A 14,180-nucleotide genomic window follows, 5' to 3' on the forward strand; every position below is an offset into this window, starting at 1 on the left:
ACCGGCAAATAGAGATCGCGTGCTGCGTCACAAGTCGGAGAGAGCAGCACAATTCGCTGAGCCTGTTAAAATGCCGGCCCATTTCGCAAATGACTCCCTGATTCCGTATGTCCCGACTCAATCCCCGGCAGCAAGAAGCCGTGAACTACGTCGGCGGCCCTCTATTGGTGCTCGCCGGTGCAGGCTCCGGCAAGACCAGCGTGATCACGCGCAAGATCGCGCACCTGATCCAGAACTGCGGCATCCGTGCCCAGTACATCGTCGCCATGACCTTTACCAACAAGGCTGCGCGGGAGATGAAGGAACGGGTCGGCACCCTGCTCAAGGGCGGCGAAGGCCGTGGCCTGACGGTGTGCACCTTCCACAACCTGGGCCTGAACATCATCCGCAAGGAACACGTGCGGCTGGGCTACAAACCGGGCTTCTCGATCTTCGACGAGACCGACGTCAAATCCCTGATGACCGACATCATGCAGAAGGAATACGCGGGCGACGACGGCGTCGACGAGATCAAGAACATGATCGGCTCGTGGAAAAACGACCTGATCCTGCCCGCTGAAGCCCTGGAAAACGCACGCAACCCCAAGGAACAGACCGCCGCCATCGTCTACACCCACTACCAGCGCACGCTCAAGGCGTTCAACGCGGTGGACTTCGACGACCTGATCCTGCTGCCGGTGAAGCTGTTCCAGGAACACGCCGACATCCTCGAAAAATGGCAGAACAAGGTCCGCTACCTGCTGGTGGACGAATACCAGGACACTAACGCCAGCCAGTATTTGCTGGTTAAGTTGCTGATCGGCACCCGTAACCAGTTCACCGTGGTCGGCGACGATGACCAGTCGATCTACGCCTGGCGCGGCGCCCGGCCGGAAAACCTGATGCTGTTGAAGGACGACTATCCATCACTGAAAGTCGTCATGCTGGAACAAAACTATCGCTCCACCAGCCGCATCCTGCGTTGCGCCAACGTGCTGATCTCGAACAATCCCCACGAGTTTGAAAAACAACTGTGGAGCGAGATGGGCCACGGCGACGAGATCCGGGTGATCCGCTGCCGCAACGAAGATGCCGAAGCCGAGCGCGTGGCCGTTGAGCTGCTGACCCTGCACTTGCGCACCGACCGGCCGTACAGCGATTTCGCGATCCTGTATCGCGGTAACTATCAGGCCAAGCTGATCGAACTGAAGCTGCAACACCACCAGATTCCGTATCGACTGTCTGGCGGCAACAGCTTCTTCGGCCGTCAGGAAGTGAAAGACCTGATGGCTTACTTCCGTCTGATCGTGAACCCGGATGATGACAACGCCTTCCTGCGGGTGATCAACGTCCCACGCCGGGAAATCGGTTCGACGACGCTGGAGAAGCTCGGTAACTACGCCACCGAACGCAAAATCTCGATGTACGCCGCCACCGACGAAATCGGCCTGGGCGAGCATCTGGATACACGCTTCACCGATCGCCTGTCGCGCTTCAAGCGCTTCATGGACAGGGTCCGCGAGCAGTGCGCCGGCGAAGACCCGATCTCGGCCCTGCGCAGCATGGTCATGGACATCGACTACGAGAACTGGCTGCGCACCAACAGCTCCAGCGACAAGGCTGCCGACTACCGCATGGGTAACGTCTGGTTCCTGATCGAGGCGTTGAAAAACACCCTGGAGAAAGACGAAGAAGGCGAGATGACCGTCGAAGACGCCATCGGCAAACTGGTCTTGCGCGACATGCTCGAACGCCAGCAGGAAGAGGAAGACGGCGCCGAAGGTGTGCAGATGATGACCTTGCACGCCTCCAAGGGCCTGGAATTTCCCTACGTGTTCATCATGGGCATGGAAGAGGAAATCCTCCCACACCGTTCCAGCATTGAAGCCGACACCATCGAAGAAGAGCGCCGTCTGGCCTACGTCGGGATTACCCGGGCGCGTCAGACCCTGGCGTTCACTTTCGCCGCCAAGCGCAAGCAGTACGGCGAAATCATCGATTGCGCGCCGAGCCGCTTCCTCGATGAGCTGCCGCCGGACGACCTGGCCTGGGAAGGCAACGACGACACCCCCGTTGAAGTCAAAGCCGTTCGCGGCAATACCGCATTGGCGGATATACGCGCGATGTTAAAGCGCTAGAATCGACTACTTTTTAACCAGCCCTAGACGCACAGCCGTCCTTAGAGGAAAGCTTCATGGAAGCACTGCACCAGAAAATCCGCGAACAAGGCATCGTGCTTTCCGATCAGGTCTTGAAGGTCGACGCCTTTTTGAACCACCAGATCGACCCGGCCCTGATGAAGCTGATCGGCGACGAATTCGCCACGCTGTTCAAGGATTCGGGCATCACCAAGATCGTCACCATCGAAGCCTCGGGCATCGCCCCGGCGATCATGACCGGTCTGAACCTCGGTGTGCCGGTGATTTTCGCCCGCAAGCAGCAGTCCCTGACCCTGACTGAAAACCTGCTGTCGGCGACCGTTTACTCGTTCACCAAGAAGACCGAAAGCACTGTGGCGATCTCCCCGCGCCACCTGACCAGCAGCGACCGCGTGCTGATCATCGATGACTTTTTGGCCAACGGTAAGGCGTCGCAAGCGCTGATCTCGATCATCAAACAGGCCGGCGCGACCGTGGCTGGCTTGGGGATCGTGATCGAGAAGTCGTTCCAGGGTGGCCGTGCGGAATTGGATGCGCAGGGTTATCGCGTTGAATCGTTGGCTCGCGTTCAGTCGCTGGCCGGCGGCGTCGTGACCTTCATCGAATAAAGCCACACCGCAAAACCCATGTGGGAGCGGGCTTGCTCGCGAAAGCGCAGTATCAGTCAATGTTGATGTCGACTGACACACTGCCTTCGCGAGCAAGCCCGCTCCCACATTTGATTTCTGTTTGCATTTATTGCGCGGTGGCTTTGAGGCCGGTGAGCAGCAAACGCTGAAACAAGTCCTCTTTCAAGCCTTCCGGGTTGGTCAGCTGCATCCGCTCCAAATGCCCGGGAAATTCCGAAGGCTGCGGCGCATCCAGCGCAGCCTTACCCAGCTCCAGAATCTCGGTCAGCTTGAACTTGCTCTTCAACCAGTTCAGCGCCCGCAACAAATCCCGTTCCACATCAGTGAAATCACACCCCAGCGGATACTCCGGAAACAGGTTCGGGTGCCGCGCCTGAATGGCCTGCAAGCGCTGAGGGTTGTTGTCGGTGAACCTCGGATCAATCCGGAAATTCTTCGGCAACTTGCCAACGGCCTGAGCCTGTTCGATCAGCCCCGGCTGGAAGCGTGAATCGCTGATGTTCAACAGCGCCTCAATCACCGCCGCATCGTTCTTGCCCCGCAAGTCGGCGATGCCGTATTCGGTGACGACGATGTCCCGCAGGTGTCGCGGGATGGTGCAGTGGCCGTACTCCCAGACGATGTTCGAATTGACCTCACCGCCCGACTCGCGCCAACTGCGCAGGATCAGCACCGAGCGCGCGCCTTCCAGCGCATGGCCCTGGGCGACGAAGTTGTACTGCCCGCCGACACCGCTGAGCACCCGCCCGTCTTCCAGTTGATCCGCTACGCCGGCGCCCATCAGGGTCACGGTGAACGCGGAGTTGATGAACCGTGCATCGATGCGCTGCAAGCGTTTGAGTTCTTCCTGACCGTAGAGCTCGTTGATGTAGCTGATGCGGGTCATGTTGAATTCGAGGCGCTTGCTCTGGGGCAACTCGCGCAGGCGCTCATAGAAACTGCGCGGCCCGAGGAAGAACCCGCCATGCACCGAGATGCCGTCGGTTTGCGCGGCTTCATCGAGGGTGCCGTCGTTGGCCTGTTGCTGGGTTGCCACGTCCGGGTAGACCTTGCGCCGTACGATCCCGGCATCGGCCAATACCAGCAAACCGTTGACGAACATTTCGCTACAACCGTACAAGCCCTTGGCGAACGGCTCGACGCCACCTTCGCGATCAATCAACTGCGCCCATTGGCTCAGATTCAAGTCCGCCAACAACGCCTGGTAACCGGCGTTATCGGCCTGGCGTGCCAGCAATGCCGCCGTCAATGCATCACCCATGGAACCGATGCCGATTTGCAGCGTGCCGCCGTCGCGTACCAGCGCACTGGCGTGCAAACCGATGAAGTGGTCCTGGAAACCCACCGGCATATTCGGCGTGGAGAACAGCGTGGTGTTGTCCTTCTCGTCGATCAGCAAGTCGAAGGTGTCGATGCCGATTTCGGCGTCCCCCGGCATGTAGGGCAAATCGTTGTGCACCTGGCCGACGATCAGCACCGTCTCCCCCGCCGCCCGGCGTTTGGCGATCATCGGAAACAGGTCGAGGGTGATGTCCGGGTTGCAACTCAGGCTCAAGCGGTCCGGGTGTTCGGCATGGCTGGCCACCAGTTGCGCCACCAGGTTCAGGCCGGCGGCGTTGATGTCCCGGGCGGCGTGGCTGTAGTTGCTGCTGACGTAATCCTGCTGGGCCTGGGCGCTGTGCAGCAGGCTGCCCGGTTGCATGAAGAATTGCTCGACGTGAATGTTGGCTGGCAGGTCATCTTTGTGAAGATCGGCGAGGAAATCCAGCTCTGGATAGTCGCCGAAGACCCGTTCGATAAACGGTTCGAGGAAGCGCTTTTGCAAGCCATCGCCCAAGGAAGGCCGACCAAGGCACAGCGCGGTGTAAATCGTCAGCCGCCGTTCGGGCAGTTGCACGATGCGTTGGAACAGCGCATTGACGAAGTGGTTGGGTTTACCCAAACCCAAGGGCAAGCCCATGTGAATATGCACCGGCAACCTTGCCAGTACGTCATCGACCGCCTGCTCGATAGAACATAACTGCACCATCTGATCCTCCCGCGCGTTCCGTGAATTGGGGTTGGACCGAGCTTGCCGGGTCTTTGCTGCAAAGAACAGTCTCAGAAGCCAAATCATGCGAACACTGATGACCCCTGTGGGAGCGGGCTTGCTCGCGAAAGCGGTGTGTCCGTCAGCATGATGGCAACTGCCAGGGCCCCTTCGCGATGCAAGCCCGCTCCCAGAAGGGATCTTCATTCACTTCAGGACAAAACAGCAGGCACAAAAAAGCCGCTCGTAAGCGGCTTTTTGCTGAAAATGGGGCTTATTTCAGGCCGGACATCTTCTGGATGGCGCCTTCAAGATCTTTCACTTCGCAGTCACTGCAGGTGCCTTTTGGTGGCATCGCATTGAGCCCTGCCAACGCAACCTTCGCCAAGCCAGCAGCGGTGCCGCCTTCTTTATCGGCGCGTTTTTTCCAGTCTGCGGCATCACCGATTTTCGGCGCGCCTAACAGGCCGGTGCCGTGGCAAGCATTGCAATGTTTGGCAATGATTTCATCAGGGGTTTTCGCTGCGCCGCCGCCTACCGAAGCAGCGACTTCCATCCCTTTGCATTCTTGACCTGTTACACAGACCTGGCCGACGGGCTCAAGACGCTTGGCGATGTCGTCGGTGGTAGAAGCTTGTGCGCTCACTGCCCATAGGGCCAATACAGTTGCTGGTGCAGCCAGCATTTTCATAATTAGGTTCACGCGTTCACCCTCAATGGTGGCTATTCACGCCCGCGGCCACGGTTCGCAGGCGGGCGCAAGTATAACGGCAAGCCCGCCACACTGAAACAACCCCAAAGTCGAAGGGGTCTTGTTGTGCGGTGTAAAACTGCTCGGGCGCCTCGGCAGTGCTGGCAGGACGCCTCTTTTCTTAGAAATTCGCCGGCGTGGCTGCGCTGATTAGTCGCGCCGGCGCGTCGAACGGATTCCGGAAACGGTGCGGCTTGGTACTTTCAAAGTAGTAGCTGTCGCCGGCTTCGAGCACAAAAGTTTCAGCCCCGACCACCAATTCCAGCCGACCTTCCACCAGAATCCCGGTTTCCTCGCCCTCGTGGGTGAGCATCTCGTCACCGGTATCGGCGCCTGGCGGGTAGATTTCATTGAGGAAGGCGATCGCCCGGCTCGGGTGAGCCCGGCCGACCAGTTTCATGGTCACGGCGCCATCGGAAATATCGATCAGCTCGTTGGCCTTGTAGACGATCTGAGTCGGTTTTTCCTGCAGGATCTCTTCGGAAAAGAACTCGACCATGGACATGGGAATCCCGCCCAACACTTTGCGCAGCGAACTGATCGAGGGGCTGACGCTGTTCTTCTCGATCATCGAAATCGTGCTGTTGGTAACACCCGCGCGTTTGGCGAGCTCACGCTGCGAAAGGCCTTTGAGCTTACGGATGGATTGCAGTCGTTCACCGACGTCCAATGCTTGCGCCTCCAGGGATTCAGGGTTGTTGAAATATTGAGCGTTATCATGGCGACAGCGTTCAGTATTTACAACACTTGGGCCTGAATCCTGTTCAGCGAGGCGACTTCCGGCGTGGCGTGCTTCGCCTCAAGACCCGGAATAGAGCAGTGGCACCCGGCGCAGGTTGCAGAAGATCTGATAAGGAATGGTGTCGGCAGCGGCGGCCACGTCGCTGGCGAGGATGTTTTTGCCCCACAACTCGACGGTGGAACCGAGGCCGGCCTGCGGCACATCGGTCAGGTCGATGCAAAGCATGTCCATCGAGACCCGGCCAATCAACTGGCTACGCTGCCCGGCGACCATCACCGGCGTGCCAGTCGGTGCCTGACGCGGGTAGCCATCGGCGTAACCCATGGCTACCACACCAACGCGCATCGGCTTGGGCGTGATGAATTTCGCGCCGTAACCGATCGGCTCGCCGGCCGGCAATTCGCGCACGCAGATCACTTTCGATTCGAGGGTCATCACCGGTTGCAGGCGCGAGGCCACAGCGTTGGCTTCTTCGAAAGGCGTGGCGCCGTAGAGCATGATGCCCGGACGCACCCAATCGCTTGGAATCTGCGGCCAACCGAGTACCGCCGGCGAGTTACGCAGGCTGACCTCGGCGGACAAACCCTGGCGTGCCGCTTCGAACACAGCGACCTGTTCGGCACTGGACTGCTCGTGCAATTCATCGGCCCGGGCGAAGTGGCTCATCAAAACGATCTTCGAGACTTTGCCGCTGGCCAGCAGCCGTTGGTAAGCCGCCTGATAATCCGCCGGATGCAAGCCAACCCGGTGCATGCCCGAATCGAGCTTGAGCCAGACCGTGATCGGCTTGCTCAGCGCGGCTTTCTCGATCGCTTCGAGCTGCCACAGCGAATGCACCACGCACCAGAAGTCATGCTCGACGATCAGCGACAGCTCATCGGCTTCGAAAAAACCTTCCAGCAACAACACCGGCGCACGAATGCCCGCGGCGCGCAGCTCCAACGCCTCTTCAATACACGCCACCGCAAACCCGTCCGCCTCGGCTTCCAGCGCCTGGGCGCAACGCACCGCACCATGGCCGTAGGCATCGGCCTTGATTACCGCGAGGGCCTTGGCCCCCGTGATTTCACGGGCGATTCGGTAGTTGTGACGCAGGGCTTGGAGGTCGATCAGGGCACGAGCAGGACGCATGGCGGCAGACTTCTAGGCGGTCATGGGAATAAAAACCGGCGCTGGCTGACGGCGTGAACCGCCAACAGCACCGGGAGAGGGATCGTTACTAACAGGTAGTTGCGGCGCGTTACGGCAGCGCGGCAACCACCGACAGCTCAACCAGGATTTGCGGTTCGCACAGCTTCGACTCAACGGTGGCACGAGCAGGGGCAACGCCTTTTGGCAGCCACTTGTCCCAAACCGAATTCATGCCTTCGAAGTGCGCATCGATGTCTTTCAGATAAATCGTCACCGAGAGTATGTGGCTCTTGTCGGTGCCGGCCAGATCGAGCAAACGCTCGATGTTGGCGAGGGTTTCACGGGTCTGCTGTTCAATCCCGGCGCTCATGTCATCGCCGACCTGCCCTGCCAGGTACACCGTACCGTTGTGGGCGACGATCTGACTCATGCGTTCATTGGTGAGCTGGCGCTGGATTGCCATGTTTTGCGGACTCCTGGATTTTGTGACCGTAACGGGAAATATCGAGGCCTTCGGCGCTGATCTGTGGTGTTTTCTTCGCCATCAGGTCAGCCAGCAAACGACCGGAACCACAGGCCATGGTCCAACCGAGCGTACCGTGGCCAGTGTTCAGGAACAGATTGCTGAACGGTGTAGCACCAACGATCGGCGTGCCGTCCGGTGTGGTCGGACGCAAACCGGTCCAGAAACTCGCCTGGGCCAGATCGCCGCCCTGAGGATAAAGGTCGTTGACGATCATCTCCAGGGTTTCGCGCCGACGCGGGTTCAGCGACAGGTCAAAACCGGCTATTTCAGCCATGCCGCCGACGCGGATACGGTTGTCGAAACGGGTGATCGCGACCTTGTAGGTCTCGTCGAGAATAGTCGAAGTCGGGGCCATCGCCGGGTTGGTGATCGGCACGGTCAGGGAGTAACCCTTGAGCGGATACACCGGTGCCTTGATGCCCAGCGGCTTGAGCAGTTGCGGCGAGTAGCTGCCGAGTGCCAGGACGTAGCGGTCAGCGGTTTCCAGCTTGCCGTCGATCCACACGCCGTTGATGCGATCACCGGCGTGGTCCAGGCGCTGAATGTCCTGGCCGTAGCGGAATTCCACACCCAGCTTCACGGCCATTTCGGCCAGGCGGGTGGTGAAGATCTGGCAGTCGCCGGTCTGGTCGTTCGGCAGGCGCAGGGCACCGGCAAGAATGTCGGTGACGCTGGCCAGGGCCGGTTCGACGCGAGCAATGCCGGCGCGGTCGAGCAGTTCGAACGGCACGCCGGACTCTTTCAGCACGGCGATGTCTTTCGCGGCGCCGTCGAGTTGAGCCTGGGTGCGGAACAGTTGAGTCGTACCGAGGCTGCGGCCTTCGTAGGCGATGCCGGTTTCGGCGCGCAATTCGTCGAGGCAGTCACGGCTGTACTCGGACAGACGGACCATGCGCTCCTTGTTCACCGCATAGCGATTGGCGGTGCAGTTGCGCAGCATCTGCGCCATCCACAGATATTGGTCGATGTCGGCAGTGGCCTTGATTGCCAGCGGCGCGTGACGCTGCAACAACCACTTGATCGCCTTGAGCGGCACGCCCGGCGCTGCCCACGGCGAGGCATAACCCGGGGAGACTTGCCCGGCGTTGGCGAAACTGGTCTCCATGGCGGCAGCCGGCTGACGGTCCACGACCACCACTTCAAACCCGGCACGTGCCAGATAGTAAGCACTGGCGGTACCGATGACGCCGCTACCCAAGACCATAACGCGCATTTTTGTGTCCCTCATCGCGGCGTACCGCTGACGTTTGATGTTCAGACCGAAGATGTGCGCAGTTTAAAAAAGATTAGCCAGTGCTTTTCACTATATAAGTGCCTATATTTGGCGACAATTCTCGGCAAAAACCCTTTTCACGGAGGCGCATCCCCTATGCGTACCAATACTCAGACCAAACGTGAGCTGGACAAGATCGACCGCAACATCCTGCGGATCCTGCAAGCGGACGGGCGCATCTCCTTCACCGAGCTGGGGGAAAAGGTCGGTCTGTCGACCACGCCCTGTACCGAGCGGGTTCGCCGACTGGAGCGCGAAGGGATCATCATGGGCTACAACGCCCGGCTTAACCCGCAGCACCTCAAGGGTAGTCTGCTGGTGTTTGTAGAGATCAGCCTCGACTACAAATCCGGCGATACTTTCGAAGAGTTCCGACGCGCGGTGCTGAAGCTGCCTCACGTGCTGGAGTGCCATTTGGTGTCAGGGGATTTCGACTACCTGGTGAAAGCGCGGATTTCGGAGATGGCTTCGTATCGCAAATTGCTGGGCGATATCTTGCTCAAACTGCCGCATGTGCGCGAATCCAAGAGCTATATCGTGATGGAAGAGGTGAAAGAGAGTTTGAGTTTGCCGATTCCGGATTGAGATCAAGTCGCCTGAACGGGCGCCATCGCGAGCTTGCTCGCGATGGCGTCGATGCGGTCTGGCTGAATGAACACAACCGTTAAACCAACACCTGCCGCGTCGAAGCCATGTACTCATGAATCTGCTTCTCCACCCGCGGATGAATCAGCTCCACCGGCCCGCGCCCATTGGGGCATGGCAAGGTCTTGGTGGTGCCGAACAATCGGCAGATCAGCGGCCGCTCGTCATACACGGTGCAGCCCTGTGGCCCCAGGTGCACGCAGTTCAACTCATCCATCGCCGCATCCTGCTCGGCGCGGGTCTTGCGCGGCAGACGGGACATTTCTTCCGGCGAAGTGGTCACCGGCCCACAGCAGTCATGGCAGCCAGGCACGCACTCGAACGAGGGGATCTGCTGGCGCAAGGTACGAATTTTCTGACTGTTGCAGCTCATCGAAGCGGTGACCAAAAGCGGAATAGACCGGGATTCTGACGCAAAAGCCCCGATCCAGACAGCAGCAACCGACCAGTGTTGCCCGTGCCGGAAGGTCCGGCTTATGCTCCGTCAACTTTTTCAAACACACGCCTCTGGATGACGCACATGAACGCCCGTGTTCAGCAACCGGCCCCGAATCACCGCCACGCCGCCTCTTATTACGCCGCCAGCAGCCTGCCGCAGCCCGATCATCCGGGGCTTCAGGGCGAGTTGATGGCGGATGTGTGCGTGGTCGGCGGCGGGTTCTCCGGGTTGAACACCGCGCTCGAACTGGCTGAACGCGGACTCAGCGTGGTGCTGCTGGAAGCGCACAAAATCGGCTGGGGGGCCAGTGGGCGTAACGGCGGGCAATTGATTCGTGGCGTCGGCCATGGCCTTGATCAGTTCGCCAACATCATCGGTGCCGACGGCGTGCGTCAGATGAAACTCATGGGCCTGGAAGCGGTGGAAATCGTCCGACAACGGGTCGAGCGTTTTCAGATCCCCTGCGATCTGACCTGGGGCTACTGCGACCTCGCCAACAAGCCCCGCGACCTCGAAGGCTTTGCCGAAGATGCCGAAGAGCTGCGCGGCCTCGGTTATCGCTACGAAACCCGACTGCTGCAAGCCAATGAAATGCATTCGGTGGTCGGCTCCGACCGTTACGTGGGTGGCTTGATCGACATGGGCTCCGGGCATTTGCATCCGCTTAACCTGGCGCTTGGCGAAGCGGCGGCCGCGCAGCAATTGGGGGCAAAACTGTTCGAACAGTCGGCGGTCACCCGCATCGATTACGGCACCGAAGTGAAGGTTCACACCGCCCAGGGCTCGGTCCGCGCCAAGACCCTGGTACTGGGTTGCAACGCTTACCTCAATGACCTCAACCCCGAACTCAGCGGCAAAGTGCTGCCGGCCGGCAGTTACATCATCGCCACCGAACCGTTGAGCGAAACACAGGCTCACGCGTTGTTGCCGCAGAACATGGCGGTTTGCGACCAGCGCGTGGCACTGGATTACTACCGACTCTCGGCGGATCGACGCTTGCTGTTCGGTGGGGCCTGCCATTACTCAGGACGCGACCCGAAAGACATCGCCGCGTATATGCGGCCGAAGATGCTGGAGGTGTTCCCGCAACTCGCCGGGGTGAAGATCGACTATCAATGGGGTGGCATGATCGGCATCGGCGCCAATCGCCTGCCGCAGATCGGCCGGCTCAAGAACCAGCCGAATGTGTATTACGCCCAGGCCTATTCCGGTCACGGGGTGAATGCCACGCATTTGGCGGGCCAGTTGCTGGCCGAAGCCATCAGCGGGCAGCACAGTGGTGGGTTTGATCTGTTCGCCCAGGTGCCGCACATCACCTTCCCCGGCGGCCAGCATTTGCGTTCGCCATTGTTGGCGTTGGGGATGTTGTGGCATCGGCTTAAAGAGTTGGTTTGATAGCGCGACTACTGACGCCTTCGCGAGCAAGCCCGCTCCCACATTTGATCTCTGGCGCGCACAAGATGCGTGCCTACCGCTGATCCCCTGTGGGAGCGGGCTTGCTCGCGAATGGGCCGAAAGAACACCGCCGCTATCAGATCCTCCAGAAGGGTTTAAGCCCCTCCTCCAACGCCTGCTCCCGACTCAACCCGACATCCCTGAGCTGCTCCGGGGACAGGCTCAGCAACACCCGGCGCGTGTGTAGACGATGCCAGAACAGACCCCAGCGACCAAGGCAGGACGGCGCGTTGCGCAGGCACGCCTCACGGGTGCCGTTGATTTGCCCTGCCGTCAGTTCCTGACTGTGTAACGTCAGCCGCACATCGCTCAAGCCGTTCATTTTGATTGCTCCTGTTTACTTGGGTAGCCAGAGCTTTCATGATGCGTGGGCGACAAAAAGCATTACAGATTCAAAGCGTCTGTATTAATTCCATACAGATTACTGTTCAGCCCTCTGAATCCTGTATTTTTGCCCCATCTGTATGGGTTAACCGAATCACCTGTATCGAGGCAGTGCCATGACCCTTTACGTCAATCTCGCCGAATTGCTCGGCACGCGTATCGAACAGGGCTTCTATCGTCCCGGCGACCGGCTACCCTCAGTGCGGGCGTTGAGTGTCGAACACGGGGTCAGCCTGAGCACGGTGCAGCAGGCCTATCGGGTGCTCGAAGACGGCGGGTTGGCGACACCGAAACCCAAATCCGGTTATTTCGTGCCGGTCAGCCGCGATCTGCCGGAACTGCCCGCCGTTGGCCGTCCGGCGCAACGCCCGGTGGATATTTCCCAATGGGATCAGGTGCTGGAATTGATCCGCGCCGTGCCACGCAAAGACGTGGTGCAACTGGGCCGCGGCATGCCAGACATCACCACGCCGACCATGAAACCGCTGCTGCGCGGGCTGGCGCAGATCTGTCGACGCCAGGATATGCCCGGCCTGTATTACGACAACATCCACGGCAACCTCGAACTGCGCGAACAGATCGCCCGGCTGATGCTCGATTCCGGCTGCCAATTGAGCGCCGCCGACTTGGTGGTGACCACCGGTTGCCACGAAGCCCTGTCCACCAGCATTCGCTCCATCTGTTCGCCCGGCGACATCGTCGCGGTGGATTCGCCAAGCTTTCACGGCGCCATGCAAACCCTCAAGGGCCTGGGCATGAAAGCCCTGGAAATCCCCACCGACCCGATCACCGGCATCAGCCTCGAGGCGCTGGAACTGGCCCTGGAACAATGGCCGATCAAGGCCATACAGTTGACCCCCAACTGCAACAACCCCTTAGGCTACATCATGCCGGAGGCGCGTAAACGCGCGTTGTTGAACCTGGCACAGCGGTTCGATGTGGCGATCATCGAAGACGATGTGTATGGCGAACTGGCCTACACCTACCCGCGCCCACGCACGATCAAATCTTTCGACGAGGACGGCCGCGTCCTGCTTTGCAGCTCCTTTTCCAAGACACTGGCGCCGGGATTGCGCATCGGCTGGGTGGCACCCGGCCGTTATCTTGAGCGGTTGCTGCATATGAAATACATCAGCACCGGCTCCACCGCGCCGCAAGCCCAAATCGCCATCGCCGACTTCCTCAAGGGCGGGCATTTCGAGCCGCATCTACGGCGGATGCGCACCCAGTACCAACGCAATCGCGATGTGATGATCGATTGGGTCACGCGCTACTTCCCCGCCGGCACCCGGGCCAGTCGACCCCAGGGCAGTTTCATGCTGTGGGTCGAGCTGCCGGAAGGCTTCGACACGTTGAAACTGAATCGTGCGCTGCACGATCAAGGCGTACAGATTGCCGTCGGCAGCATCTTTTCGGCCTCGGGCAAGTACCGAAATTGCCTGCGGATGAACTACGCCGCCAAGCCGACACCGCAGGTCGAAGACGCGGTGCGCAAGGTCGGCGCCGCGGCAATCAAACTGCTCGCCGAAAGCGAGATCAATCCAGCCTGAACACGCCTTCGCCGTCCAGTCGGGTCAGGTCCGCGACCCGACTGGCCGCGTTGCTGATTTGCCCTTCAACCTCGAACTCGACATCCAGCCGCCTGCCGCTCGCCAACAGTGGCAGAAGGCGCTCGCCGGGACGTAGCACGTCGTGCTCCCCTGCCCTTTGCGTGACCGCACCGTCGACCCGCACCGACATCACCTTGAGCCGCAGCGTGCCGATGCCGAAGCGATAACGCTCGGCATCAGCGCCCGGCGCCGCAAAACGCAGCGCCAGCGGCAACGTCTGATCGCAGACGACCTGCACCTGCACCCGGCGACTGCCAAAACTCAGCTCTCCGGCCGTCATACCTTGCTGCAACAACACGCCCCGATCAGTCACGCCAAAATCAAACGCTGGCGGGCTGACGCGCACCTCGCAATCTTCGCCCTGGGCAAACGCCGTCGCGCAGCACAGCCACATCATCGCCACGAACGGCGCTTTGAAAAAGGTCATG

The 14,180-nt window shown here is 60.0% G+C and carries 14 protein-coding genes; 5 read left to right on the top strand and 9 right to left on the bottom strand.

Features of this window, described 5'->3' with window-relative positions:
- Window positions 1–107 precede the first annotated feature (107 nt).
- Together rep and JFT87_RS03665 are read left to right on the top strand one after the other, a co-directional pair.
- Window positions 108–2,117, top strand: coding sequence for a DNA helicase Rep (gene rep / locus JFT87_RS03660; protein ID WP_201198881.1), 2,010 nt, complete (start codon window positions 108–110; stop codon window positions 2,115–2,117).
- 56 nt (window positions 2,118–2,173) lie between these two features.
- On the top strand, window positions 2,174–2,746 hold the full coding sequence (locus JFT87_RS03665) for a xanthine phosphoribosyltransferase (protein WP_201198882.1): 573 nt from the start codon (window positions 2,174–2,176) through the stop codon (window positions 2,744–2,746).
- Between the two features lie 127 nt (window positions 2,747–2,873).
- Here JFT87_RS03665 and JFT87_RS03670 read toward each other — a convergent pair whose 3' ends face one another.
- The 6 genes from JFT87_RS03670 to dadA all read right to left on the bottom strand — a co-directional run bounded on the left by JFT87_RS03670 (window position 2,874) and on the right by dadA (window position 9,159).
- Complete coding sequence (locus JFT87_RS03670) at window positions 2,874–4,796, bottom strand: acetyl-CoA hydrolase/transferase family protein (RefSeq protein ID WP_201198883.1); 1,923 nt, start codon at window positions 4,794–4,796, stop codon at window positions 2,874–2,876.
- A gap of 274 nt (window positions 4,797–5,070) precedes the next feature.
- The gene (locus tag JFT87_RS03675) at window positions 5,071–5,487 is read right to left on the bottom strand and encodes a c-type cytochrome (RefSeq protein WP_201198885.1); all 417 of its coding nucleotides are present in this window, start codon (window positions 5,485–5,487) and stop codon (window positions 5,071–5,073) included.
- 181 nt (window positions 5,488–5,668) lie between these two features.
- Entirely contained in the window at window positions 5,669–6,217 is a 549-nt protein-coding gene (locus tag JFT87_RS03680; RefSeq protein WP_047226150.1) for a cupin domain-containing protein, read from the bottom strand.
- 129 nt (window positions 6,218–6,346) lie between these two features.
- Window positions 6,347–7,420: an alanine racemase gene (gene alr, locus JFT87_RS03685; RefSeq protein ID WP_201198886.1), complete on the bottom strand. Its 1,074-nt coding sequence runs from the start codon at window positions 7,418–7,420 to the stop codon at window positions 6,347–6,349.
- 109 nt (window positions 7,421–7,529) lie between these two features.
- Entirely contained in the window at window positions 7,530–7,883 is a 354-nt protein-coding gene (locus JFT87_RS03690) for a RidA family protein (RefSeq protein WP_201198887.1), read from the bottom strand.
- Window positions 7,855–9,159, bottom strand: a complete 1,305-nt coding sequence (gene dadA / locus JFT87_RS03695; RefSeq protein WP_201198893.1) for a D-amino acid dehydrogenase — start codon at window positions 9,157–9,159, stop codon at window positions 7,855–7,857. The genes JFT87_RS03690 and dadA overlap by 29 nt, the downstream gene beginning before the upstream one ends.
- A 156-nt stretch (window positions 9,160–9,315) precedes the next feature.
- Between dadA and JFT87_RS03700 the strand changes: the two genes are divergently transcribed.
- Window positions 9,316–9,804, top strand: coding sequence for an Lrp/AsnC ligand binding domain-containing protein (locus tag JFT87_RS03700; RefSeq protein WP_003177284.1), 489 nt, complete (start codon window positions 9,316–9,318; stop codon window positions 9,802–9,804).
- 79 nt (window positions 9,805–9,883) lie between these two features.
- Here the strand turns inward: JFT87_RS03700 and JFT87_RS03705 are convergent, their stop codons facing one another.
- Window positions 9,884–10,237 (bottom strand): YkgJ family cysteine cluster protein, encoded by a 354-nt coding sequence (locus JFT87_RS03705; protein WP_201198895.1) that lies wholly within the window; start codon window positions 10,235–10,237, stop codon window positions 9,884–9,886.
- A 147-nt stretch (window positions 10,238–10,384) separates the two neighbouring features.
- Between JFT87_RS03705 and JFT87_RS03710 the strand changes: the two genes are divergently transcribed.
- Complete coding sequence (locus JFT87_RS03710; RefSeq protein WP_201198897.1) at window positions 10,385–11,698, top strand: NAD(P)/FAD-dependent oxidoreductase; 1,314 nt, start codon at window positions 10,385–10,387, stop codon at window positions 11,696–11,698.
- Window positions 11,699–11,834: 136 nt separating this feature from the next.
- On the opposite strand, the gene JFT87_RS03715 is transcribed toward JFT87_RS03710, so the two are convergent.
- A complete protein-coding gene (locus JFT87_RS03715; protein ID WP_201198899.1) occupies window positions 11,835–12,080 on the bottom strand; it encodes a DUF1127 domain-containing protein in 246 nt (81 codons plus the stop codon).
- A gap of 178 nt (window positions 12,081–12,258) precedes the next feature.
- Between JFT87_RS03715 and JFT87_RS03720 the strand changes: the two genes are divergently transcribed.
- Window positions 12,259–13,692 carry an aminotransferase-like domain-containing protein gene (locus JFT87_RS03720; RefSeq protein ID WP_201198901.1) on the top strand — a complete coding sequence of 478 codons (1,434 nt, stop codon included), beginning with the start codon at window positions 12,259–12,261 and terminating at the stop codon, window positions 13,690–13,692.
- On the opposite strand, the gene JFT87_RS03725 is transcribed toward JFT87_RS03720, so the two are convergent.
- A complete protein-coding gene (locus tag JFT87_RS03725) occupies window positions 13,679–14,179 on the bottom strand; it encodes a hypothetical protein (protein ID WP_201198903.1) in 501 nt (166 codons plus the stop codon). The two genes, JFT87_RS03720 and JFT87_RS03725, sit on opposite strands and share 14 nt — an antisense overlap.
- Between the last annotated feature and the right edge of the window lies 1 nt (window position 14,180).

The sequence above is a fragment of the Pseudomonas sp. TH15 genome (genome assembly GCF_016651105.1).
GTDB lineage: Bacteria > Pseudomonadota > Gammaproteobacteria > Pseudomonadales > Pseudomonadaceae > Aquipseudomonas.